The sequence below is a fragment of the Anaerobacillus sp. ABA4_114 genome (assembly GCF_056159065.1).
The window spans coordinates 3508591-3531947 of the sequence record NZ_JBSWUM010000001.1; the positions used below are offsets into that span (position 1 = coordinate 3508591).

The window sequence follows — 23357 nt, forward strand, 5'->3', positions numbered from 1 at the left end:
TGATCGGGTATTTTAATGCATATATCTTTCTAGGAACTCTTTAAATAGACTCGCTTCTCGTGAAATATGGTGATAGACCATATACGTATACACTGTCGGGAGCTTAATTTCACTCGTTTCCACTTCTAACATCCTTCCTTCAAGCAGCTCTCTTTGAACCGCAGACCTTGGCAGAAAAGAAAATCCAAGCCCCTCTTCAATAAAACGCTTGGTTACATGCACCTGAGAGACCACCATCGTCCGAATTCCTTCATACCTTGCACGTAGTTCGATCAATAGCTCTTCCCAATACCCTGGGTGAGAATACGTAAGCAATGTTGTATGGTTACAATACTCCTCAAGACTTAATGGCAAGCTCGTTTCGGCATCACCACCATCATGAGGAACGACGAGCACAATTGGATCTGGCCCCATTTTTTCTGAGGTGAGATGCTGCTGTATGGCAGCCATCCTCGATAACCCTAAGTCAGCTGATCCATCAGCTACACTATCTCCAATATCAGTAGACTCACTCACCTTTACCACAACTTCTATCGAAGGGTGCTGTTTCATAAACTGCTGCAGGACGTAAGGCAAAAGGGTCGCAGCTAGTAAAGGTGATACAGCGATCGTTATCTTCTTATCGTACCCTTGATTCCACCCTGACATATGTTGAAGGCTGCTATTATAGTGGTCGACCATTGTTTTTGCATAAGGTAGGAACTGTCTTCCTGCTTCAGATAGCACCACACGTCTCCCGTTCTTCACAAAGAGCTTACTGTTCAGCGCTTTTTCTAATTGTTGAATATGTACCGTTACAGTGGGTTGAGCGAGATATAACTTCTCAGAAGCTTCTCGGAAGTTTTCATAGGTGGCTGCAGCAACGAACGTTCGAAGCCAGTTCAGGTTCATTTCTTACCCCTCCAATCAATTACGATTCTCTATCAATAATACCATTATTATTTATTAGTCATAATGATAGCGAAACGATACACTGAAAACAAGAATATAGATTGGAGTTGATGATATGGTTCATGCTGGATTAAAGGGAATTGTTGCTGCTGAGTCAGAAATCAGTCTTGTTGACGGTGAAAGAGGCCAACTCGTCTATCGTGGGGAGTGGGCTTCCACTTTAGCAAAAGAAAAGTCGTTTGAGGAAGTCGTTTATTTCTTGTGGAATGGGTCATTTCCAAGTGAAAAGGCTCTTAAAGAATTTTCTACTAAACTTCTAGAAGCAAGATATCTCAAACCTTATCAAAAAGACATACTAGACCGACTACCTGATAGTATGGATATGATGGCTGTGATTCGAACAGTAGTTTCATCCATGGGTAACAAGGCGGACACGTTTCCTTCCACCGAACAAGAAGGAATCAAAATCGTGGGTCTCATTCCAACGATTATTGCGTATCGCTACAGATCATTGCAAGGAGATCCGATCATTGAACCAGATGCTTCGCTCTCGCATGTTGCAAACTTTTTGTACATGCTAAAAGGAAAAACGCCTGATGAAAATCATGTAAAAGCGCTGTCAGCTTATTTTGTCTTAACGATGGAACATGGTCTGAACGCTTCAACCTTTACTGCCCGTGTCATCGCCTCAACAGAAAGTGATCTCGTATCAGCGATTGCTGGTGCGATCGGTGCAATGAAAGGACCATTGCATGGTGGTGCTCCTACTGGAGTGATCGACTTACTTGAAGAGATCAAGAAAGAAGGAAGTGTAGATCGCGTCTTAAAAAGGAAGTTAGAAAATAAAGAAAAGCTAATGGGCTTCGGCCATCGAATCTATAAAACACGCGATCCAAGAGCTGCTGCGCTCAGTGACATCACTTCAAATTTCTATGATGATGAGGAATTTAAGCTAGCTCATGAAGTGGAGAACAAAGCTGTTGAACTACTAAAAGAGCATAAGCCAGGAAGAAACCTTTATGCGAATGTAGAATACTATGCAGCTGCTATCCTGCGCTCGATCGAGCTTCCAACAGAATTATTCACTCCGACCTTTACTGCAGCAAGATGTGCAGGCTGGGTCGCACATGTCTACGAACAAAACCAAAACAACAGCATCATCCGCCCTTCCTCCACCTATACTGGGGAAATCCCTGCGGAGTGACCTTCCGGAGTTACGTAGTGACAGGCACCGCCCGGTATTTGTCGAAAGGGAAACAAAAAGAAGCGCCAGCCCGGCGCTTCTTTTAATCTATTACCCTTTATAAGGAATCGGATCAGTTGAACCTGCTTCTTCAAATCCTTTTAATCGAAGACGACAGCTATCACATTCCCCACAAGCTTCTTCTTCTCCGTTGTAACAAGAAGTGGTCAACTCATAAGGCACTTCTAACCTTAACCCTTCTTTAACCGTTTCAGCTTTCGTTAAATCGATCAATGGCGTCTCGATCACCATGTTACTACCAGTTGCTCCTGCTTTTGTTGCAAGGTTTACCGTTTCATTCATACTCTCGATAAACTCAGGGCGACAATCCGGGTAACCGCTATAATCGACCGCTGACACCCCGATATAGATGGCCTCCGCTCCAATCACTTCAGCATATGCTGATGCTAGCGAAAGAAAGATCATATTCCTTGCAGGCACATACGTTGCAGGGATCTCATCTTCATCCATGTCAGTTGGAACATCGATCGACTGATCTGTTAGTGCACTCCCACCGATTTGGTTCAGAAAGCTAATGTTTACAATGCGGTGGTCTGGTGCTTCATAGTACTCAGTCACCTTCTTAGCCTGCTCGACTTCACGATTATGCTTTTGCCCATAGTGGAAGGAAATCGGATAAAGCTCATATCCTTTTTCCTTTGCCATTCCCATACAGGTCGTACTATCAAGTCCACCACTCAATACGATGACTGCTTTTTTACTCAATCTACACACCTCTTTTATTAGGATCCCAAATGATTTTATGAAGCTGCATGCTGAGTTTTACTCTACTCAGTCCAGCATCGAGTATCTTTTGAACGAGTTTATTCGGTGGCATCGTTTCCCACACAGGACTATAAAGAACCTGACCTTTATCATGATGCTCAGCCACAACCTCCGTCGCCACATCGAAATCTTCGTCAGACCCAATAACGAACTTGATTTCATCCTGTTCATCGAGCAGGGCGAAATTATCATGAAGCATACGATGCTGCTCACCGGAATCAGGAAGCTTATAGTCCATCACAAAGCGAACCTTGCTTTCCCACTCATCATTTTCACTTCTCACTTGTTCATATGGCGCAAGATCGATTGCACCGTTCGTTTCGATGTGAATATCTTCAATATGCGGAAGGTCTACCATCGCTTGTAAGAGAGCATAGGACTTTTCACGATGAATCAACGGTTCGCCGCCCGTAAAACAGATATGCCTGCTCTTATACTGCTTGATTTGATCGATAATATCTGAAATCGTGGCCGTGTACTCAGCCTTATCAGGTGCATAGCTATAAGGCGTATCACACCAAGTACAGCGAAGGTTACAATGAAACACTCTTACAAAAACAGTTGGAAATCCGGCCCTAGTCCCTTCTCCTTCTACTGTTTCAAACACTTCAACCATCGGAAGGTTCCAATTCATATATTCTGATCGTTCAGGTAATGTCCACTTCATCATTCTGATTCCATCCATTCTCGCTTCAATGTTGCGTAACTTGTCGGTGTTTCATACAGAACGAGCTCTTCGAGACGCTGGCCATTATCTCGCATTTCACGGCTATCAAGAGCAGTATCGAGCTGTTCCCAAATCCAAACGATCATGTTCTCCGCTGTTGTATTCATGTTTGGAAGAACTTCATTTAAATAATGGTGATCAAGCTTTGAATCGATCACATCTTTAAACAATGCTTTGATCTCACCGAAATCTACTGAAATACCGATTTCGTTGACATACCCGCTAATCGTAATAACTAATTTATACGTATGACCGTGCATACTTTTACACTTGCCTTCATAACAGTGTAGGTGGTGTGCTGCGTCAAACGTAAATTCCTTTGTGACAGCCACACGCTTATTGTGATATTTTAATTCGCTTTTTTGAATATCTTCTCCAAGCAACTCTACTTTCTTAGGAATCATAAAAGACATAAAAAAAGCTCCCTTCTTTTATTCATTAGAGGGAGACGCATGAAAAAACCTTCTTTCAACGAGAAGGCATACTACATTTCATGGGTCCCTAGTTTTGTTTTACGAGAGGAGGGAATTCCGAACTCTCCAACCTGATAATAATATCATAACACGTTTTTTGAGAAAAGCTTCTGGTAAATCTCTCCCTTATAAGAAATATAGCAGGTAAAAGCAATTGCATTACAAATGAATTTCAATCATGTAAACTTGTATTGGACGACTATCTATAGGAGGTGACATATCATGAACCAAAACCAAGGTATGATGGAAGGAATGGGTATCCTTTTCGGTTTATTCGGTTTCCTTTACATGGCAATTATTTTATTTATCGTGATCTTAACGATCGTCTTTATCTTTAAAGCAATGGGATTCATGAAACGAAAAACTGCTTCTGACCAGGAACAAAACGAACTACTTCGACAGCTCGTTTCAAAGCAAACGAAGACGCATGACCATGATTCAACAGGTCATTGATGTGAAAGCCCACCTTTAGATAAGGAGGCTTTGTTTGTCAAAAACAATAGTTAAAGCCGTCCTTATTGGACGGCTTTCGCTAATTGCTCGCGTATTTATCTACGAACCGCTCGATTCGTTTCACAGCTTCTTGAAGCGATTCAAGGGATGTTGCGTAAGAGCATCTGACATACCCTTCGCCTCCCTCTCCAAATACATGACCAGGTACAACCGCTACGCGTTCTTCATGCAGCAGTTTCTCCGCGAACTCATCCGAAGTCATCCCTGTTGATTGAATAGATGGAAATGCATAGAATGCACCTCCTGGCATGCGGCAAGATAACCCCATCCTGTTAAATGATTTCACAATAAAGTTCCTTCGCTGACGATAACTACGCTTCATACGCTCTAAATCTTCACGACCATTACGTAGTGCTTCAAGTGCGCCATGCTGCGCGATCGTTGGAGCACACATCATCGTATATTGATGAATCGTAAGCATTACCTTCAAAATTTCTTCAGGCCCAGTCACGTAACCAAGTCTCCAGCCGGTCATCGCAAAGGCTTTTGAAAACCCTGAAATCAAAATCGTTCTTTCTCTCATTCCAGGTATTCTAGCGATACTGTAATGTGGTTGATCATACGTAAGCTCAGCATAAATCTCATCAGATAACACGAGTAAGTCGTGATCTTCAATAACTTTGGCTACATCCTTCAATTCATCTTCTGTCATCGTTGCGCCTGTTGGGTTACTTGGGAAACAGATGAGCACTGCCTTCGTCCGCTCTGTAATCGCTGACTTCAACTTCTCAGGTGTAAGCTTAAATTCATCTTCCTCCACCGTTTCAAGAGGCACAGGTGTCCCTCCTGCAAGGGTAACTGCAGGTGAATACGCAACGAATCCAGGCTCCACGATAATTACCTCATCGCCAGCGTCCAGTATGGAACGAAATGCTAAATCGATTGCCTGACTTGCCCCAACCGTGCAGATGATTTCTGACTCAGCAGAATACGAAAGTGCGAACTGTTCTTTTAAGTAAGACGAAATCTCTTGACGTAAATTCAACAAACCCGCATTAGGGGTATAAGCCGTATAGCCATTTTCTAAGGAAGCATAGCCAGCTTCACAAACATTCCATGGTGTTACAAAATCTGGCTCACCAACACCAAGAGAAATGACATTATCCATTTGAGATGCGAGATCAAAGAACTTACGAATGCCAGAAGGTTTTAGCTTCGCAGCATTTTTTGAAACATAGTCGCTTTGAACCTGACTCATGGTGACACCACAATCCGCTTATCTTTCTGTTCAGGCTCAAAAATAACACCATCATGCTTATATTTTTTCAACAGAAAATGAGTCGTGGTCGAAAGAACAGAATCAAGCGTAGACAGCTTATTTGAAACAAAGAACGCTACTTCTTTCATCGTTTTCCCTTCGATTTGAACGGAAAGATCATAAGCACCCGACATCAAGTAGACAGTCTTCACTTCAGGAAAACGATAAATACGTTCAGCTACATCATCGAACCCAACGTCTCTTTTTGGCGTTACCTTGACATCAATCATCGCAACAACACCATCTTTTCCTGCCGCTTTATCCCAATTGATAACGGATGAATAGTTTAAAATAATGTCTTGTTCCTCTAGAGAAAGAATACTCTTTTCCACTTCCTCTACGGGTAAGTCAACCATATCAGCAAGCACCTCCAACGGGATGCGAGCATTATCTTCAAGAATTTCTAGGATTTCAATTTCTTTTTCATTCACGTTAGTTCCCCCAGTTCACTGCATTTTTTCTACTATATCATGCTTGAAAGGTAATTTCATCAGTGATGCAATGCGTTAAATCCATAAGCATGACGGTTAATCAATAACACCTGACTCTAAGATTTCGACGTTTGGTTTAACTTTGATAGTGAGACCTGGATACTGATCTTCCCAATTGGAAAAGTTAAACTTCCTCGTTTGGCTCCGTGCTCGGTCCCCAAGTGCGAGCGGGTCGATCTCTAACTCTTGAAATTTCTTAATTAGCTTCAAACCATCTTGTTCAATTTTCTCTTCAAACTCTTTCGCTATCATCTTCTTAATTTTGTCGTCTAGTTTTTCTCCAGTATACTGAGCAATATTGGCTTTTATATTCACTTTGATCGACACGTCAGGTGAAGTGTTTCCATCATCAATTTTATAAACCACTTTAGACTTCACTTTATGAAGCGTAGCATAATTCCCATCTGAAAGAGAAACTTCAAACAAACCTGCTTTATGGTTTTTATTAATTAAGGTAAACATAAACATTTCTTCTAGGTTTAGCTTCCCAACCATCTTTTCCCCTTTAAATAAAGCTAAACCAGAAATAAAGATTTCTTCTTCATTCCTCTCTAGAAGTGGCATGTAAGGGTCCATCCCTTTTCCATAGTATTTATAATCAAATAGATGAAGATTGTTCTGTGGCATATTTCCATATTCAATCGATTGTCTGATTAAGATTTGTAGGAATGGTCCGATTCCTTGAAGGTATTCATACTCATCTTTAATTAAGTCTCCCGCGCTTCCTTCAACTACTCCTATATACGTTAAACGCCCAGAGGCAGGATCGCGGAGAAAACTATCTAGCACTCTTAAAACACCATTCTCTGCTTGTTCTTCTCCAAATAACATTACAGCCATCTTTCCAATTGTAAGCGGCTTTGGAACCCCGCTCAATTGGTTTCGAAGTCCTTTTGACGTATGTGCTTCTGCCTGAAACGTTCTCGTTTCCACTTCCTGATTTGGTTTAAACCTTTGAAGAGATATGGTCCCTTTAATCTTTCCTTCGCTCCCTTTATCATATCCAGCAATGAACACGACAGGTACTTCATCGATAATTTCAGTTGAAACACAAGCCGTTAGGAGCAGACACATCATGAGTAACACAATTAACCTCTTTTTCACCTCGTCACCTTCCTTCGAATGACACTAAACAAGAAGATGACTGGAATATAAATATAGAAAAAATACGTACCGATTGAGGCGGTGAGCGTATTTAGCATGTCGATCTGTTCACGGGTAGCAATCACGACACAAGCTATGAAAACGATTAGCAGCAAGACAATTGAAAAGTGCTTTTGCTTAATATGTAACGTTTTCTTACCGATTCTTGTTGCTGCCCAAATGTTGAGACAGATGTTAGGAAAAATAACAAAGCACCAAAACGTAATGCCGATATACTCAAACCGCTCAACAAAAGGAAGTTCAACTACTTTCCAAGAAATTAACGTAGACCAAATCGTTTGTTGAAGCTGCTCACCACTATAAAAAGCAATGGAGATCACCATCACGATGAGGTAAATGATTGTAGTCCCCATGATCCCAATATGAGCCCAGACCTTCGATTTTTTAGGATCCTTAAGAAAAGGGTAAGCAAACAATAACATTTCAGCTCCTAGAAAGCTCAATGTCATTTGCTTTGTTCCCATTGCAAATTCCTTCAAAGAGTGATCAAAAACCGGCAGCAAATTCGTAAAAGATGAGAACTTCGCTGGTGACATCGCTGTGAAAATTAACCACAAAGGAAAGATCACTCCAAAAAAAGAAACGCCGACTACTGTCCGAAATCCACCCGCAAGCACATAGTATGTTAACAACAAATACATAATCGCTGGAATCCACGTTTGTAGCTCAGGAAACATCCATGCCTGAATGACTTCAATAAAGGTTCTTAGGATGATAACAGCTCCAAGTAATAAATAAAACATTAGCAGTAGATTCAAGAATCCTCCAATCCAACTCCCAAACCACTTCTTCTGTAAATCGATTATGTCCTCAGTACCCTCACCTAAAATGACGTACATCATCCACACAAATAAATGAAAAATCAGCCCGGTTATAAGAACGACAATCCATGCATCTTGCTCTGTATATTGAGTGATGTACCTTGGAAAGCCAAGAATACCGACGCCAACCTGATTGCTATGAATAATAAACATCACTAGAAAAGAGGAAACAAGAAGATCTTTTTTACGGTTATTTTCCAAAATTCTCACCCTCTACTGCTCATCGAAGTCAAGTGAATTCCGCTTTTTTTCCTTCTTATCAAAAAACCTTGAAACTTTTTCTGTTCGAAAGAAATGAGCCCTCTTTTTTTGCATTACATAAGGTAAGCGAAAGAACGAATCATACCAATCCATAAGCCTCGGCGGATATAGCGGAGCAAGATATGGACTTCCGAATGAAGTAAGTCTAATCAGATGAACCAGAACAAATAAACCGAATAAAGCAATTCCTATCAAACCAAGAAACTGTGCAAATAGAATTAATGGGTACCTTAAGAATCTAATCGTATTCGTCATTCGATATACAGGGGTTGTAAATGACGCAAGCGCAGACAGCGCTACAATAATAAGAAGGATATTACTTGTAAGGGATGCTTCTACGGCAGCCGTCCCAATGACGATACCTCCCACGATACCGAGAGTCTGTCCGACTTTAGAAGGCATTCTCGCTCCTGCTTCACGCAAGAGGTCGATGGTGATCTCAAGGAATAGCACCTCGATAACAGGGATAAATGGAATGTCACTTCTTGAAGAAATCAACGTTGCAAGAAGTTTAGAAGGGAACAATTCAAAATGGTACGTTAACACAGCTACATACAAAGGGGTTGCAACGATCGACATTATAATAGAAAACATTCTGATAATCCTAAAGAATGATGCAATGTTCCATCCTAAATAATAATCCTCGAATGATACTAGAAGTTGTCCAAAATTAATCGGACCGATCAATGCATTGGATGATCCCTCTGCAAGAATCGTAATTGCTCCGTAATTCAGGTGCCCAGTTATTCTGTCTGTCCGTTCCGTATCGATCATTTGTGGAAAAACGGAAAAAGAGTTGTCTTCTAACATTTGTCCAAGGAAGGATGAGTCTGCTATTATATCGAAATCTATATCCTCAAGTCGTTGCATGACTGTATTCACATTTTGTTCTGATGCAATATCTTCAATGTAGATAACAATTACTTTGGTCTTTGAAACAGTTCCAATCGTTACCTGCTTCATTCTTAGTTTGGGATGAGGGATTCGTCTCCTAATCAAGTTCATATTCGTTTGAAGGTCTTCGATTAAGCCCTCTTTTGGTCCCATGACACTGAACTCGATCTCAGGAGCAGATAAGTCTCTAGATTTTGTAAGACTTAAATCCATCAACAATACATTTGAATCGTTGGATAAGCGTACAGCTAAATAACCATTCATCAAGCGCTCTTGTATTTTTTTTGCATCCGATGTGATCTCTAGGTTCTGGATTGGAATCTTAGACTCTAGCTCTTCAAGTGATTTCATCTCGCATTCATTAAGCTTCGGCAGCACATTTCGATGAAGCTGTGCTGGATCAATAATGGAAGCAAAATAAATGATCGTATAAGAAATTGCACTCCTCTTGTTATGATAAGTCACAAAATCCGAAGACTTACTTAGGTCCTCTAACATTTCATCTAATGTCATCTCTTTTTTGAATGATGCTTTCTGAAACCACTTCACGTCGATCAGCTCCGCTGCTAAGTCTCTATTAGGTAGCATGCGCATTTCTATCTACGTTATCCAAATACAAAAGCCAGGCACTTAAGTGCCTGGCTCAAGAAAGTTCTTTATAAACTGCTAAAACTTTTTTTCTTTGCTCTTTATGATCCACCGATGGCTCTGGATAGTCTTTGCCAATCATGCAGTTACTTTCAACCTGCTCCTCATGAGACATCTTTGATGGGTTATGAATATAAGCCGAGGGAACATCTCTTAACTCTTCGACATATTTCTTAATAAACGTTCCATCCGGATCAAAACGCTCACCTTGTGTAGTCGGATTAAACACTCTGAAGTAAGGAACAGCATCGGTTCCAGTCGATGCTGCCCACTGCCAGCCGCCTGCATTTGAAGACTCATCATGATCGATCAGTTTCATTTCAAAATGCTGATCTCCAAGTCTCCAGTCGATCATATAATCTTTGGTTAGAAACGAAGCCGTTATCATCCGAAGACGATTGTGCATCCATCCTTCATTGTTTAATTGCCTCATACCAGCATCAACGATCGGAAAACCAGTTTTCCCTTCTTTCCATTTTTGAAGGCGTTCTTCATCATTATTATTCCAAGGAAGGTCACGATATTTTGAATGAAACTCTTCTTCTCGTAACGTAGGAAAGTGATAATGAACCATCCCATAAAAGTCTCTCCATGCAAGCTCTTGTATATATGCTTCTACTCCTGTATTATCTTTTTCTGCAACTAAGTGATATAACGTTCGTATCGAAAGACAACCTGTTTTTAAATAAGGAGATAGTCTACTCGTACCAACCACATAAGGAAGGTCCCGATTGTTGTCATAATCCTTTAATCGATCACTTACAAACGCCTCGGCACGCTTCCGAGCGTTTTCTTCCCCTATGCCCTGCCACTCTCGGTCGCATTGACTCAGCAAGGAAGAAAACTCTTCTGAAGACTTTTCATCAAGTTCCTCATTAAATGATCGTGCATACTTCTTCAGCATTTCTCCGTCGATTTTTACGACCTCAGGTTTCTTCTGCTTACTCCATTGTTTGTAATAAGGGGAGAAAACCTTATACATCGTCCCGTCATCCTTCTTAACTTCCTCTCCTGCATGCAAGTGATAGTCCTGAAAATCATGCGCCTCAATCCCTTCACTCTCAAGCCATTCTCTCACCTTTTCATCTCTCTTTGCTCCATAGCCCACATCATCTCGATTGAAGAAAACAGCTTTTACCTCTTTTAACTCGTTCGTTACTTTTTTGAATACATCAACTGCCTCTCCATACACAACCTGAAATGGCAGCTTCATATCTAAACAGCGTTCTTGAAATTGCTTCACCGTCTGGAAAAAATAATCATGATGCGAGTCGATCGTCTGAGTAAAATGAGGATCCAATTGAAACACCCCAACCCAACGTGCATCATGTTCCTCACAATATTCGATCGCTCTATGTAATGCTGTATTGTCCTCTAATCTAAAATCCCGTCGAAACCAAACGATCACGATATCCTTCATCTTCTCACCTCTCTTTGTTATCGTACCGTTTTTATTCCCTAAAAGTGAAATTCTAATAGGCTTTGTGTGCTTTTGCGTGTGAATGTGAAGGGGTATGGTGGAATTGTGTTATTGAGATGGGGGATTTTTAGCGGATATCAGCGAAATATTTGATTTATCGGCGAAATCGGGGGGAGATATCAGCGAATTTTTCGTTTTATCAGCGAAACAGGGACATTAATCAGCGAAATTTTGATTTTATCAGCGAAGCGTTGTTTGTAACTTTTGATTAGTCAAAAGCACAATCAGATAAAATCTTTTGGGGGCTGAAATCGGGGCGATATCCGCGAATTTTTCGTTTTATCCGCGAAAAGGATAGATATATCCGCGCTTTTCAATTTATATCCGCGAAATCGGGCCATTTATCCTCGATTCTGAGAATATATCCGCGAAACCCCTTTTCAAGAACCCCTGATGACTCAACACCACATTCAGACAAAACAAAAAAGCCAGAGCTCTATGCTCTGACTTCTCTCTTGCCTAGCGACGTCCTACTCTTGCAGGGGGAGAGCCCCCAACTACCATCGGCGCGCGAGCTTAACTTCCGTGTTCTCATACGGGGCGCGATAAGCGGCGAACTTCTTCGTCAGCTGCGCGATGCTGGATCCTCATAGATCTCCGAATATCTACTCCGGTCCAGCCTCACTTGCTTCCTCGAATTTCTTGCTTCTCCCACCCCTACGAAGCTTTCGAAGATGCCCTTTTCTGTCTTCTCAATGAAGGCACTCACCTTACGGTCCGCGATACAAACCAAAAAAGCCAGAGCTCAATGCTCTGACTTCTCTACTTGCCTAGCGACGTCCTACTCTTGCAGGGGGAGAGCCCCCAACTACCATCGGCGCTGAAGAGCTTAACTTCCGTGTTCGGCATGGGAACGGGTGTGACCTCTTCGCCTTCATCACTAGACTATTCAGGTATTCCCTGAAAACTAGATAGCACGCAACATCGTATTCCAATTTTTTAGGTTAAGCCCTCGATCGATTAGTATTCGTCAGCTCCACGTGTCGCCACGCTTCCACCCCGAACCTATCAACCTCATCATCTCTGAGGGATCTTACCAGCTTGACGCTGTGGGAAATCTCATCTCGAGGGGGGCTTCATGCTTAGATGCTTTCAGCACTTATCCCTTCCACACGTAGCTACCCAGCTATGCTCCTGGCGGAACAACTGGTACACCAGCGGTGTGTCCATCCCGGTCCTCTCGTACTAAGGACAGCTCCTCTCAAATTTCCTGCGCCCGCGACGGATAGGGACCGAACTGTCTCACGACGTTCTGAACCCAGCTCGCGTACCGCTTTAATGGGCGAACAGCCCAACCCTTGGGACCTACTTCAGCCCCAGGATGCGATGAGCCGACATCGAGGTGCCAAACCTCCCCGTCGATGTGGACTCTTGGGGGAGATAAGCCTGTTATCCCCAGGGTAGCTTTTATCCGTTGAGCGATGGCCCTTCCATGCGGAACCACCGGATCACTAAGCCCGACTTTCGTCCCTGCTCGACTTGTAGGTCTCGCAGTCAAGCTCCCTTGTGCCTTTACACTCTGCGAATGATTTCCAACCATTCTGAGGGAACCTTTGGGCGCCTCCGTTACTCTTTAGGAGGCGACCGCCCCAGTCAAACTGCCCACCTGACACTGTCTCCGCACCGGATCACGGTGCTGGGTTAGAATGTCAGTACAGCCAGGGTAGTATCCCACCGACGCCTCCACCGAACCTAGCGGTCCGGCTTCTATGGCTCCTACCTATCCTGTACAAGCTGTACCAAAATCCAATATCAGGCTACAGTAAAGCTCCATGGGGTCTTTCCGTCCTGTCGCGGGTAACCTGCATCTTCACAGGTACTATAATTTCACCGGGTCTCTCGTTGAGACAGTATCCAAGTCGTTGCACCTTTCGTGCGGGTCGGAACTTACCCGACAAGGAATTTCGCTACCTTAGGACCGTTATAGTTACGGCCGCCGTTTACTGGGGCTTCGATTCAGAGCTTCTCCCGTAAGGGATAACCCCTCCTCTTAACCTTCCAGCACCGGGCAGGTGTCAGCCCCTATACATCGCCTTGCGGCTTGGCAGAGACCTGTGTTTTTGCTAAACAGTCGCTTGGATCTTTTCACTGCGGCTCCCCTGGGCTATTCACCCGAGGAAGCACCCCTTCTCCCGAAGTTACGGGGTCATTTTGCCGAGTTCCTTAACGAGAGTTCTCCCGATCGTCTTAGGATTCTCTCCTCGCCTACCTGTGTCGGTTTGCGGTACGGGCACCTCTTTCCTCACTAGAGGCTTTTCTTGGCAGTGTAGAATCAGGGACTTCGGTACTTAAATTCCCTCGCCATCACGACTCAGCCTTCACGGTGAACGGATTTGCCTATTCACCAGCCTAATCGCTTGGACGCGCATATCCAGCAGCGCGCTCTCCCTATCTTTCTGCGTCCCCCCGTCGTTCAAACGGAAAGGAGGTGGTACAGGAATATCAACCTGTTATCCATCGCCTACGCCTTTCGGCCTCGGCTTAGGTCCCGACTAACCCTGAGCGGACGAGCCTTCCTCAGGAAACCTTGGGCTTTCGACGGACAAGATTCTCACTTGTCTTTCGCTACTCATACCGGCATTCTCACTTCTAAGCGCTCCACCAGTCCTTTCGGTCTGACTTCGCAGCCCTTAGAACGCTCTCCTACCATTGTCGTAAGACAATCCACAGCTTCGGTGATACGTTTAGCCCCGGTACATTTTCGGCGCAGCGTCACTCGACCAGTGAGCTATTACGCACTCTTTAAATGATGGCTGCTTCTAAGCCAACATCCTGGTTGTCTAAGCAACGCCACATCCTTTTCCACTTAACGTATACTTTGGGACCTTAGCTGGTGGTCTGGGCTGTTTCCCTCTCGACTACGGATCTTATCACTCGCAGTCTGACTCCCGCGGATAAATCGTTGGCATTCGGAGTTTGACTGGATTCGGTAATCCGGTAGGGACCCCTAGTCCAATCAGTGCTCTACCTCCAAGATTCTTGCCGCGAGGCTAGCCCTAAAGCTATTTCGGAGAGAACCAGCTATCTCCGGGTTCGATTGGCATTTCACCGCTACCCACACCTCATCCCCGCATTTTTCAACATGCGTGGGTTCGGGCCTCCATTCAGTGTTACCTGAACTTCACCCTGGACATGGGTAGATCACCCGGTTTCGGGTCTACGACCACGTACTCCTTCGCCCTATTCAGACTCGCTTTCGCTGCGGCTCCGCCTTCTCGGCTTAACCTTGCACGGGATCGTAACTCGCCGGTTCATTCTACAAAAGGCACGCTGTCACCCATTAACGGGCTCCAACTAGTTGTAGGCACACGGTTTCAGGTTCTCTTTCACTCCCCTTCCGGGGTGCTTTTCACCTTTCCCTCACGGTACTGGTTCACTATCGGTCACTAGAGAGTATTTAGCCTTGGGAGATGGTCCTCCCGGATTCCGACGGGGTTTCACGTGTCCCGCCGTACTCAGGATCCGTCTCGGAGGGCAGCGGATTTTGACTACAGGATTGTTACCTTCTCTGATGGACCTTTCCAGGTCGCTTCGTCTATCCGTGCCTTTGTAACTCCAATGAGACGTCCTACAACCCCAGAGGGCAAGCCCTCTGGTTTGGGCTGTTTCCGTTTCGCTCGCCGCTACTCAGGAAATCGCGATTGCTTTCTCTTCCTCCGGGTACTGAGATGTTTCAGTTCCCCGGGTATGCCTTTTACTTCCTATGTATTCAGAAGTAAATACCATCCCATTACGGATGGTGGGTTCCCCCATTCGGAAATCTCCGGATCAAAGCGTACTTACTGCTCCCCGAAGCATATCGGTGTTCGTCCCGTCCTTCATCGGCTTCTAGTGCCAAGGCATCCACCGTGCGCCCTTAGTAGCTTAACCTTAGATTTCGCTAGAAACAGTGTTCTAACGTCATCGATGCACATCGTTAGATGTGACTAACTAAGTTATAACGCAAAAAATAATAATTATTGGATGTCGTTGTTTGTGCTATCTAGTTTTCAAGGAACATGAAAGAATACAATCATTCTTTCAAAACTAAACGAAACGCTCATGCAAGTTTGGCAACCAATGTTGCCTCGTAATTCTCCATAGAAAGGAGGTGATCCAGCCGCACCTTCCGATACGGCTACCTTGTTACGACTTCACCCCAATCATTTGTCCCACCTTCGGCGGCTGGCTCCAAAAGGTTACCTCACCGACTTCGGGTGTTACAAACTCTCGTGGTGTGACGGGCGGTGTGTACAAGGCCCGGGAACGTATTCACCGCGGCATGCTGATCCGCGATTACTAGCAATTCCGGCTTCATGCAGGCGAGTTGCAGCCTGCAATCCGAACTGAGAACGGCTTTATGGGATTCGCTTCACCTCGCGGTGTCGCTGCCCTTTGTACCGTCCATTGTAGCACGTGTGTAGCCCAGGTCATAAGGGGCATGATGATTTGACGTCGTCCCCACCTTCCTCCGGTTTGTCACCGGCAGTCACCTTAGAGTGCCCAACTGAATGCTGGCAACTAAGATCAAGGGTTGCGCTCGTTGCGGGACTTAACCCAACATCTCACGACACGAGCTGACGACAACCATGCACCACCTGTCACTCTGTCCCCCGAAGGGGAACGTCCTATCTCTAGGAGTGGCAGAGGATGTCAAGACCTGGTAAGGTTCTTCGCGTTGCTTCGAATTAAACCACATGCTCCACTGCTTGTGCGGGCCCCCGTCAATTCCTTTGAGTTTCAACCTTGCGGTCGTACTCCCCAGGCGGAGTGCTTAATGTGTTAACTTCAGCACTGAGGGTGGAACCCCCCAACACCTAGCACTCATCGTTTACGGCGTGGACTACCAGGGTATCTAATCCTGTTTGCTCCCCACGCTTTCGCGCCTCAGCGTCAGTTACAGACCAGAGAGCCGCCTTCGCCACTGGTGTTCCTCCACATATCTACGCATTTCACCGCTACACGTGGAATTCCACTCTCCTCTTCTGCACTCAAGTCCCCCAGTTTCCAATGGCCCTCCACGGTTGAGCCGTGGGCTTTCACATCAGACTTAAGAGACCGCCTGCGCGCGCTTTACGCCCAATAATTCCGGACAACGCTTGCCACCTACGTATTACCGCGGCTGCTGGCACGTAGTTAGCCGTGGCTTTCTGGTTAGGTACCGTCAAGGTACCGCCCTGTTCGAACGGTACTTGTTCTTCCCTAACAACAGAGCTTTACGACCCGAAGGCCTTCGTCACTCACGCGGCGTTGCTCCGTCAGACTTTCGTCCATTGCGGAAGATTCCCTACTGCTGCCTCCCGTAGGAGTCTGGGCCGTGTCTCAGTCCCAGTGTGGCCGATCACCCTCTCAGGTCGGCTACGCATCGTGGCCTTGGTAAGCCGTTACCTTACCAACTAGCTAATGCGCCGCGGGCCCATCCTACAGTGTTAGCCAGAGGCCAACTTTCAACGTTGCATCATGCGATGCTACGTGTTACCCGGTATTAGCTCCGGTTTCCCGGAGTTATCCCAGTCTGTAGGGCAGGTTGCCCACGTGTTACTCACCCGTCCGCCGCTGAGAAATGGGAGCAAGCTCCCATTTCTCCGCTCGACTTGCATGTATTAGGCACGCCGCCAGCGTTCGTCCTGAGCCAGGATCAAACTCTCCGATAGAAAAGTTCAATCTAGCTTTAAAACAATGTTTGTTTCCGTAGAAACAATTTCTTGCATGGCGTTTCGTTCAGTTTTCAAAGATCGATTGTCATTCTATTAAACTTCCATTTTGTCTATCTCGTTTGTTTCAGCGAGTGACAACTTCTACTTTAACAGTAGTGTCGGAATGTGTCAACACTTTTTTATAAGTAATAAAAAAGGTTGATGTCGTTTTTCGAAGTGACAAGATATATCTTATCATCCCCTGCAAGCTTCGTCAATAACTTATTCCAAAAAAATATCTCCCTCATATAGGGAGGTGCTCTTGCCTGTGAGTGGGTGGTCTTCCTTTCTATCAAGAAACAGTTTCATTACAGCCTTCTTCTATATTATCAATGCTATCGTAATCTAAAAGTCTATTAACTACTAGACTTGAAAATATAAATGATGGTGAAGAGAACACTTATCGTTAAATGCTGATCCACAAGATGGACAGCTTGAGTTAGATGTAAGGTATTGATTAATTGTAAGCTCAGTCTTACAACTTCCGCATAGCACTGCGAATTCGTTCCATTTGTTCACTGGCCATAACTGTATATCATGAGATACGGTTTCTTCATGGCATTTAAAACATGGGAAATACGAATCGCAGCAATAAAACTTAATCGCCACGATGTCTTTCTCACTTTGATAATGTACGCATCTTGTTTCATTGTCTAAGGGCTTTCCCTTTATCTCCGTTTCTTTCAAAGTAACCCACTACTCCTTTTCTATAATCGCTATTCCAAAAGAATATTTCGTTCCTTCTCGCGGCGGCTCGAAAATGACACCACGCTGGTAATAATAGTCTACTTTCTTATATGGAGAGAGTAGTTCCCTGAACTCCTCCTCTGTCAACTGATGGATATGGAAGGGTTCGTTCGTCGGCTTCCCTCTTCCTCTTCCAAAAGGTGTAGAGACAATTAATGTTCCACCGGTCTTCAACATCTTCATTAGATTTTGTAAAAACTGCCGGTCATCTTCTACGTGTTCTAATGTTTCAAAGCTTACGATCGAATCAAACTGGCCAAGCTTAGAAGGTAGTTTGGGATCTAGCGCATCTGCACACTCATACGTCACGAGGGGATGATGATAACGACCTCTGGCATATGTTATTGCTTCGATGCTTCGATCAGCCCCAACCAACTCAGTAATGATAGACTTGTTTTTCTTTGCCAGATACTGACTTCCATAACCACTTCCGGATGCAATATCCAACGTCCTTCCTTTCACAAATTCGCTTGCAAAATAATACCTGGCTAGATGTTCGAGCAGCATCCCGTTAGTCGGCTTCATCGTATCAGGAATAATTCGTTCCCCAGTATTCTCTAACAACATGACACCCCCTTCTTAGTTTGATCTTGAGTGAAACTCTTTGTTTATTTTTTCCACAACGGGGTACGGTATAAAGTGAATTATACCCCGTACGCGCGTCATAAAATATAGCTACATGCTTTACACTTCTAAAGATAACCCTCAACTAGTGCTTAAAATCGAAAGTTAGCTCGTTTTCACTAGACTATATCATCCTTTAATTGAAAGCAATCGCTCATCTTCATTTATCATTTTGTATTTATGAAAGGGTATTTTCATAAATTGTGGAACTTACCAATTAAGGAAAACAAAATCATTAAGATAAATGGGGGATTTGAAATGGAAAAAGAAAGCGGTCTAGATACAAACAACCTCAAGCTTATCTTTCGCCATCTATCAGATCTTATTTTTCTTATCCGTGTTGTTGATTTACAACACTTTGAGATCGAAGCCATTAATGAGGGGTACCTAGCAAACTACCAAACGACGAAAGAAGATATTTCAGGAAAACGAATCGAAGAATTTTTAGGTATGGATCAGGGCATTAAAGCGATTCGGCGTTTTCAAGAAGTCATCATTCGAAAAGAAACGCTGCACTTCGAAGAAGCCTATACCTTTCCTGAGCAAGGATACCGTATGTTCGATATCACGCTCGTTCCTATCATTGAAGGAAATACGGTCGCGAACCTTATTGGAACAGCAAAAGATATTACAGAAAGGCGATTAAATGAAGAGCAGCTTGCTCAATCCGAGAAACTATCCGTTGTTGGTCAGCTAGCCGCTGGAATTGCACACGAGCTGAAGAACCCCCTCACATCATTGAAGGGTTTTTTAAAATTAATCGAATTCCAGAACAAAAATCAAGATGTTGAGCGTTATATTAAAGTAATGGACACAGAGTTTAATCGGATCGAACAAATCATCGAGGAATTCTTAATGTTAGCGAAGCCTAACAAGGTCAATTTCAGCTACTATCATATTGACCACATTATTGAAGAAGTGATCGAACTATTAAATGCACAGGCAAACATGGAATCGATCATCTTAACGACAGAGTATCCTGACAGTCTTCCACCTGTTTATTGTGAGAATAACCAGCTGAAGCAAGTGTTTATCAATATTATAAAAAATGCGATCGAAGCGAGTAACGATGGTGAAAGGGTGGTCATTAGCGTAGCCACTTTTGATGATCATATCGAAGTATGTGTTAAAGATTTTGGCGGAGGGATCCCAGAAGAGGATATCAAGAAAATAGGTTCACCATTTTACACAACAAAAAAACAAGGAACTGGCCTAGGTCTTGCTATTTGTAAACGAATCATAGACAAACATAACGGAAAATTTTCGATAGACAGTGCAACCGGCCAAGGGACGAAAATAACTGTCTGCCTACCCATTCACCATACTTAAAACACCACCTTGCCGTCATCGACATAGGTGGTGTTTTTCTAATGCATTCGTTTCTAGTGTGAACGTGGAGAACTTTCAATAGAAGAAAGGTCTTCCTGAGCAGCAAACCAACCCCGAATTTCGTTTACTACTTCCTCTGGCTTTTGCCAGTGAAGAACATGCCCCGCATCTTTAATGGCGGTTATTCTACATTCACTTTTTATCGCGCTTCTCATGGAATCTACTGCATCCACCCTAACCGCTTCTCCTTCTTCTGGTAACGTTCCTCTTAACAAGTAAACCGGAACAGAAATGGTATCGAATACTTTACTAGAAGGTTCATTATAGAGCGCTTTCATAATAGCTCTTGCTGTTTGCTCAGTTGTTCTCATCCGAACGCCATCGGTATCAGACGTCATGTCTGCATGGACCATTCTTTGTAGTGCTTCTGACCATCTTCCAACTTCCACTTTCTTATTATCTTCGTATTCTTCAATCGATCGAAAATGAGAACCATTGATCCAATCAGACATGCGTTGTAAGTGCTCATCGAGATCTGCAGATGGTTCATCTGACGGAGAAAGATATCCTCCATCCAGCATGACAAGTCCTTTCACATCCTCTTGATACAACCTTGCATAATGAACAGCGATCGCAGCCCCCCATGAATGTCCAAGCAAATAAAACGGTCTATGGGACACTTTTTCAATGACCGCCTTCAGCCACTCTGTAAAGGGTGTGGATAGGTAGGCGTCATCTTCCATGAAAGCATCAGTTTTACCATGACCAGGTAAGTCAAATGATATCAAATGAAATTGATCCTTCAACTCTTCTGCCAACTCGATAAACCCTAAAGCATTGTTCGTTAATCCATGCAGACAAATGATCGGAGGATTTTCTGGATTCCCCCACTTATAACCATGAATCGATTGGCCTTCTACGTTTATCTCGAATTCTTTCATCTATACCTTCCTTTCATACTTCCCTTGCTAACCATAATTCGACTGGAAGGGAATCATCCCCTCTACGTAGAAAACAAATTAAGAAGAATGCACTACTCGATGTTTACACTATTGGGGGACAATTATGAGGATACGAAAAGCATTTGTTGAAGATTCGACTGATATTGCAAGGGTTCACGTAAACAGTTGGCGTACAACTTATCAGGGAATAGTACCTAGCTTATTTCTTGATTCACTCGATATGAAAGTGCGAGAAGCGCGCTGGAAGAAAGGGTTAGAAGACGGAAAGAGTATATTTGTAGCAGTCAATGACAAGGACGAAATCGTCGGCTTTGCAAATGGCGGTAAGAATAGGAGCGAAGATCTCCCTTATGATGGTGAACTATACGCGATCTATTTATTAGAAAGTGCACACCGTAAAGGAGCTGGTAAAAAACTCCTATGTCATGTAGCGAAGGAACTAAAAGACGAAGGACATCAATCTATGCTTGTTTGGGTACTTAACGGAAACCCTGCTGACCAGTTTTACCTTCATTTTGGCCCAAGCTATGTGATGGAGAAAGACATTACGATTGGAGGAGAAGAGCTTCTTGAAACCGCCTATGGCTGGAGTGATATAGATGATATTTTGTCCGTGTGTTCGTAACTGTAAAAAGGTCGCAAAGCATGCGACCTTTTTAACAGAGCTAAAACAAATCTAGTTTTTCAATACGACTGACCGCTTCTCTCAACCTGTCTTCTGAGGTCAACAGACCAGCTCTAACATACCCTTCACCATATGTTCCAAACCCATTTCCTGGTGCTACAACTACTTTAGCTTCTTCTAATAGGTAGTCAGCAAATGTCTCTGAAGTAAACGATTCAGGAACTTTTAACCAGGTAAAGAAAGAACCAGCTGGCGCCTTTACATTCCAACCTATGTCCTTTAGCCCTTCGATCAACACACTTCTTCGGCTTTCATACATGTGATTCAAATCTTCCACACATTTCTGTGAGCCTAAAAGGGCTTCTGCAGCTGCCTCTTGAATTCCACTGAACAAACTAACATAGAGGTGATCTTGTAATAAGTTGATGCTCTGGATAACGGATGGATTTCCGATCGCAAAGCCTACTCGCCAGCCTGCCATATTGTACGTTTTGGACATCGTGTAGATTTCAATCCCGACGTCTTTTGCACCGTCTACTTCAAGAAAACTTATCGGTTTCTTCCCATCGAAGCCAATCGCTCCATAAGCAAAATCATGAACGACACAAATATCATGCTCATTTGCACGCTTAATCGTATCCTCAAAAAAAGACTCTGTTGCTTGTGCAGCAGTCGGGTTATTAGGATAGTTTAGAAACATCAGTTTTGCTTTACGAAAATCTTCTTCTGAAATCGCTTCATAATCTGGTAAAAAATCATTTTCCTCTAATAGAGGCATGGGATGCATCTCTGCCTCGGCCATCGCGACTCCTGACCAGTAATCCGGATAACCTGGATCAGGCATCAATGCTTTGTCTCCTTTATTCAATAAGCATTGACTCACTTCTACCAAGCCTGCTTTTCCACCAAACAAAACAGCTACTTCCTGTTCAGGATCAATCGTCACATCAAATTCCCTTTTATAAAATTCAGCAATAGCTTGCTTTAGAAAAGGTTGTCCTCTGAACGGTGGGTATTTATGATATTCAGGTTTTTCAGCAGACGACTGCAGTGTTTGAATAATGTGCTGTGGCGTTGGTTGGTCAGGATTACCTTGTCCTAAATTAATGATATCGTGTCCTTCTTCTTTATACCGGTTCACTTTAGCGGCTAGTTTTGCAAAGAATTGTTCTGGTAATCTCTTTAATGCGTCCGATTGCTCAAACTGTTTCAAACAACTCACATCCCATTTATAATTTTCTATAAATTCTAGTAATTTATGTTATCTTGAATCTTCGCTTCTGTAAAGTCATGACGTAGGATTCCCTATAGGGATGGTTCATAAGACATAAAAAAACAGAGGCAAACCTCGCCTCTTTACCAATTAGTAGGATAGTACCCTAAAGGCTTACTCGTTCCCCCAAAAAATGCATGCTCGTGTTCAGTATGGGAAAAAGTTTCCCCATCAAATTCATGATAATGTCCTCCACCAGGTAACGGGATAGGAGGTCCAGTTTTTATACTGAAACGATGCTGATGATGATTTTGCATCGTCACCCCTTCTAATCTATGAACGTGCTCATCACGATCATTTCCACTCGCAGGGAAACTAAAGCCAACGACATGATGATCGTGATCCTCTTTCTCAGTCGTTTTCGTCTTAAAATGATGGGTATGTGCAAAAGGAAGCTGCATTCCTTTGTTCATCTTTCGACCACCTTTTTATCATTATTCGTTTTGGCTAAAAGGAAACAAGCCTCTTGAAT

The 23357-nt window shown here is 43.6% G+C and carries 19 protein-coding genes and 3 rRNA genes; 4 read left to right on the plus strand and 18 right to left on the minus strand.

Annotated elements, in window-relative coordinates; genetic code table 11:
- Nucleotides 1-12: 12 nt before the first annotated feature.
- The gene (locus ACXAEY_RS18110; protein WP_270180661.1) at nt 13-891 is read right to left on the minus strand and encodes a LysR family transcriptional regulator; all 879 of its coding nucleotides are present in this window, start codon (nt 889-891) and stop codon (nt 13-15) included.
- Between the two features lie 115 nt (nt 892-1006).
- On the opposite strand from ACXAEY_RS18110, the gene ACXAEY_RS18115 reads away from it, so the two are divergent.
- A complete protein-coding gene (locus ACXAEY_RS18115; protein ID WP_474814008.1) occupies nt 1007-2095 on the plus strand; it encodes a citrate synthase in 1089 nt (362 codons plus the stop codon).
- Nucleotides 2096-2185: 90 nt separating this feature from the next.
- Here ACXAEY_RS18115 and queC read toward each other — a convergent pair whose 3' ends face one another.
- Genes queC through queD form a run of 3 tightly spaced genes read right to left on the minus strand, consistent with a single transcriptional unit; the run spans nt 2186 to nt 4060 of the window.
- Entirely contained in the window at nt 2186-2860 is a 675-nt protein-coding gene (gene queC / locus ACXAEY_RS18120; protein WP_474814010.1) for a 7-cyano-7-deazaguanine synthase QueC, read from the minus strand.
- 1 nt (nt 2861) lies between these two features.
- Entirely contained in the window at nt 2862-3590 is a 729-nt protein-coding gene (locus ACXAEY_RS18125; RefSeq protein ID WP_474814012.1) for a 7-carboxy-7-deazaguanine synthase QueE, read from the minus strand.
- Entirely contained in the window at nt 3587-4060 is a 474-nt protein-coding gene (gene queD / locus ACXAEY_RS18130; RefSeq protein ID WP_270180657.1) for a 6-carboxytetrahydropterin synthase QueD, read from the minus strand. Before queD ends, ACXAEY_RS18125 begins: the two co-directional genes overlap by 4 nt.
- A 282-nt stretch (nt 4061-4342) precedes the next feature.
- Between queD and ACXAEY_RS18135 the strand changes: the two genes are divergently transcribed.
- Nucleotides 4343-4573, plus strand: a complete 231-nt coding sequence (locus tag ACXAEY_RS18135) for a hypothetical protein (RefSeq protein ID WP_474814014.1) — start codon at nt 4343-4345, stop codon at nt 4571-4573.
- Between the two features lie 79 nt (nt 4574-4652).
- On the opposite strand, the gene ACXAEY_RS18140 is transcribed toward ACXAEY_RS18135, so the two are convergent.
- The 11 genes from ACXAEY_RS18140 to ACXAEY_RS18190 form a co-directional block, all read right to left on the minus strand.
- Nucleotides 4653-5831 (minus strand): aminotransferase, encoded by a 1179-nt coding sequence (locus tag ACXAEY_RS18140; protein ID WP_474814016.1) that lies wholly within the window; start codon nt 5829-5831, stop codon nt 4653-4655.
- Nucleotides 5828-6322 (minus strand): Lrp/AsnC family transcriptional regulator, encoded by a 495-nt coding sequence (locus ACXAEY_RS18145; protein ID WP_270180654.1) that lies wholly within the window; start codon nt 6320-6322, stop codon nt 5828-5830. Before ACXAEY_RS18145 ends, ACXAEY_RS18140 begins: the two co-directional genes overlap by 4 nt.
- A gap of 96 nt (nt 6323-6418) precedes the next feature.
- Nucleotides 6419-7486, minus strand: a complete 1068-nt coding sequence (locus ACXAEY_RS18150; protein ID WP_474814017.1) for a Ger(x)C family spore germination protein — start codon at nt 7484-7486, stop codon at nt 6419-6421.
- A complete protein-coding gene (locus ACXAEY_RS18155) occupies nt 7483-8568 on the minus strand; it encodes a GerAB/ArcD/ProY family transporter (RefSeq protein WP_474814018.1) in 1086 nt (361 codons plus the stop codon). Before ACXAEY_RS18155 ends, ACXAEY_RS18150 begins: the two co-directional genes overlap by 4 nt.
- A 12-nt stretch (nt 8569-8580) precedes the next feature.
- Nucleotides 8581-10116, minus strand: coding sequence for a spore germination protein (locus ACXAEY_RS18160; RefSeq protein ID WP_474814019.1), 1536 nt, complete (start codon nt 10114-10116; stop codon nt 8581-8583).
- Between the two features lie 49 nt (nt 10117-10165).
- Nucleotides 10166-11590 (minus strand): cryptochrome/photolyase family protein, encoded by a 1425-nt coding sequence (locus tag ACXAEY_RS18165; RefSeq protein WP_474814021.1) that lies wholly within the window; start codon nt 11588-11590, stop codon nt 10166-10168.
- A gap of 828 nt (nt 11591-12418) precedes the next feature.
- Nucleotides 12419-12535 (minus strand): 5S ribosomal RNA (rrf, locus tag ACXAEY_RS18170).
- Nucleotides 12536-12590: 55 nt separating this feature from the next.
- Nucleotides 12591-15520: ribosomal RNA gene (locus ACXAEY_RS18175) — 23S ribosomal RNA — on the minus strand.
- 213 nt (nt 15521-15733) lie between these two features.
- Nucleotides 15734-17283 (minus strand): 16S ribosomal RNA (locus tag ACXAEY_RS18180).
- The 16S, 23S and 5S rRNA genes sit together here, the layout of an rRNA operon.
- Before the next feature lie 405 nt (nt 17284-17688).
- Nucleotides 17689-18012, minus strand: coding sequence for a CHY zinc finger protein (locus ACXAEY_RS18185; protein ID WP_474814023.1), 324 nt, complete (start codon nt 18010-18012; stop codon nt 17689-17691).
- A 9-nt stretch (nt 18013-18021) separates the two neighbouring features.
- Nucleotides 18022-18639 (minus strand): class I SAM-dependent methyltransferase, encoded by a 618-nt coding sequence (locus tag ACXAEY_RS18190; protein WP_474814025.1) that lies wholly within the window; start codon nt 18637-18639, stop codon nt 18022-18024.
- A 315-nt stretch (nt 18640-18954) separates the two neighbouring features.
- On the opposite strand from ACXAEY_RS18190, the gene ACXAEY_RS18195 reads away from it, so the two are divergent.
- The gene (locus ACXAEY_RS18195; protein WP_474814027.1) at nt 18955-20025 is read left to right on the plus strand and encodes an ATP-binding protein; all 1071 of its coding nucleotides are present in this window, start codon (nt 18955-18957) and stop codon (nt 20023-20025) included.
- A 53-nt stretch (nt 20026-20078) separates the two neighbouring features.
- Here ACXAEY_RS18195 and ACXAEY_RS18200 read toward each other — a convergent pair whose 3' ends face one another.
- On the minus strand, nt 20079-20966 hold the full coding sequence (locus tag ACXAEY_RS18200) for an alpha/beta fold hydrolase (RefSeq protein WP_474814028.1): 888 nt from the start codon (nt 20964-20966) through the stop codon (nt 20079-20081).
- A 124-nt stretch (nt 20967-21090) separates the two neighbouring features.
- Between ACXAEY_RS18200 and ACXAEY_RS18205 the strand changes: the two genes are divergently transcribed.
- Nucleotides 21091-21612, plus strand: coding sequence for a GNAT family N-acetyltransferase (locus ACXAEY_RS18205; protein WP_270182597.1), 522 nt, complete (start codon nt 21091-21093; stop codon nt 21610-21612).
- 40 nt (nt 21613-21652) lie between these two features.
- On the opposite strand, the gene ACXAEY_RS18210 is transcribed toward ACXAEY_RS18205, so the two are convergent.
- Nucleotides 21653-22825, minus strand: a complete 1173-nt coding sequence (locus ACXAEY_RS18210) for an aminotransferase class I/II-fold pyridoxal phosphate-dependent enzyme (protein WP_474814031.1) — start codon at nt 22823-22825, stop codon at nt 21653-21655.
- 143 nt (nt 22826-22968) lie between these two features.
- Nucleotides 22969-23298, minus strand: a complete 330-nt coding sequence (locus tag ACXAEY_RS18215; RefSeq protein WP_474814033.1) for a YmaF family protein — start codon at nt 23296-23298, stop codon at nt 22969-22971.
- Nucleotides 23299-23357: the final 59 nt, after the last annotated feature.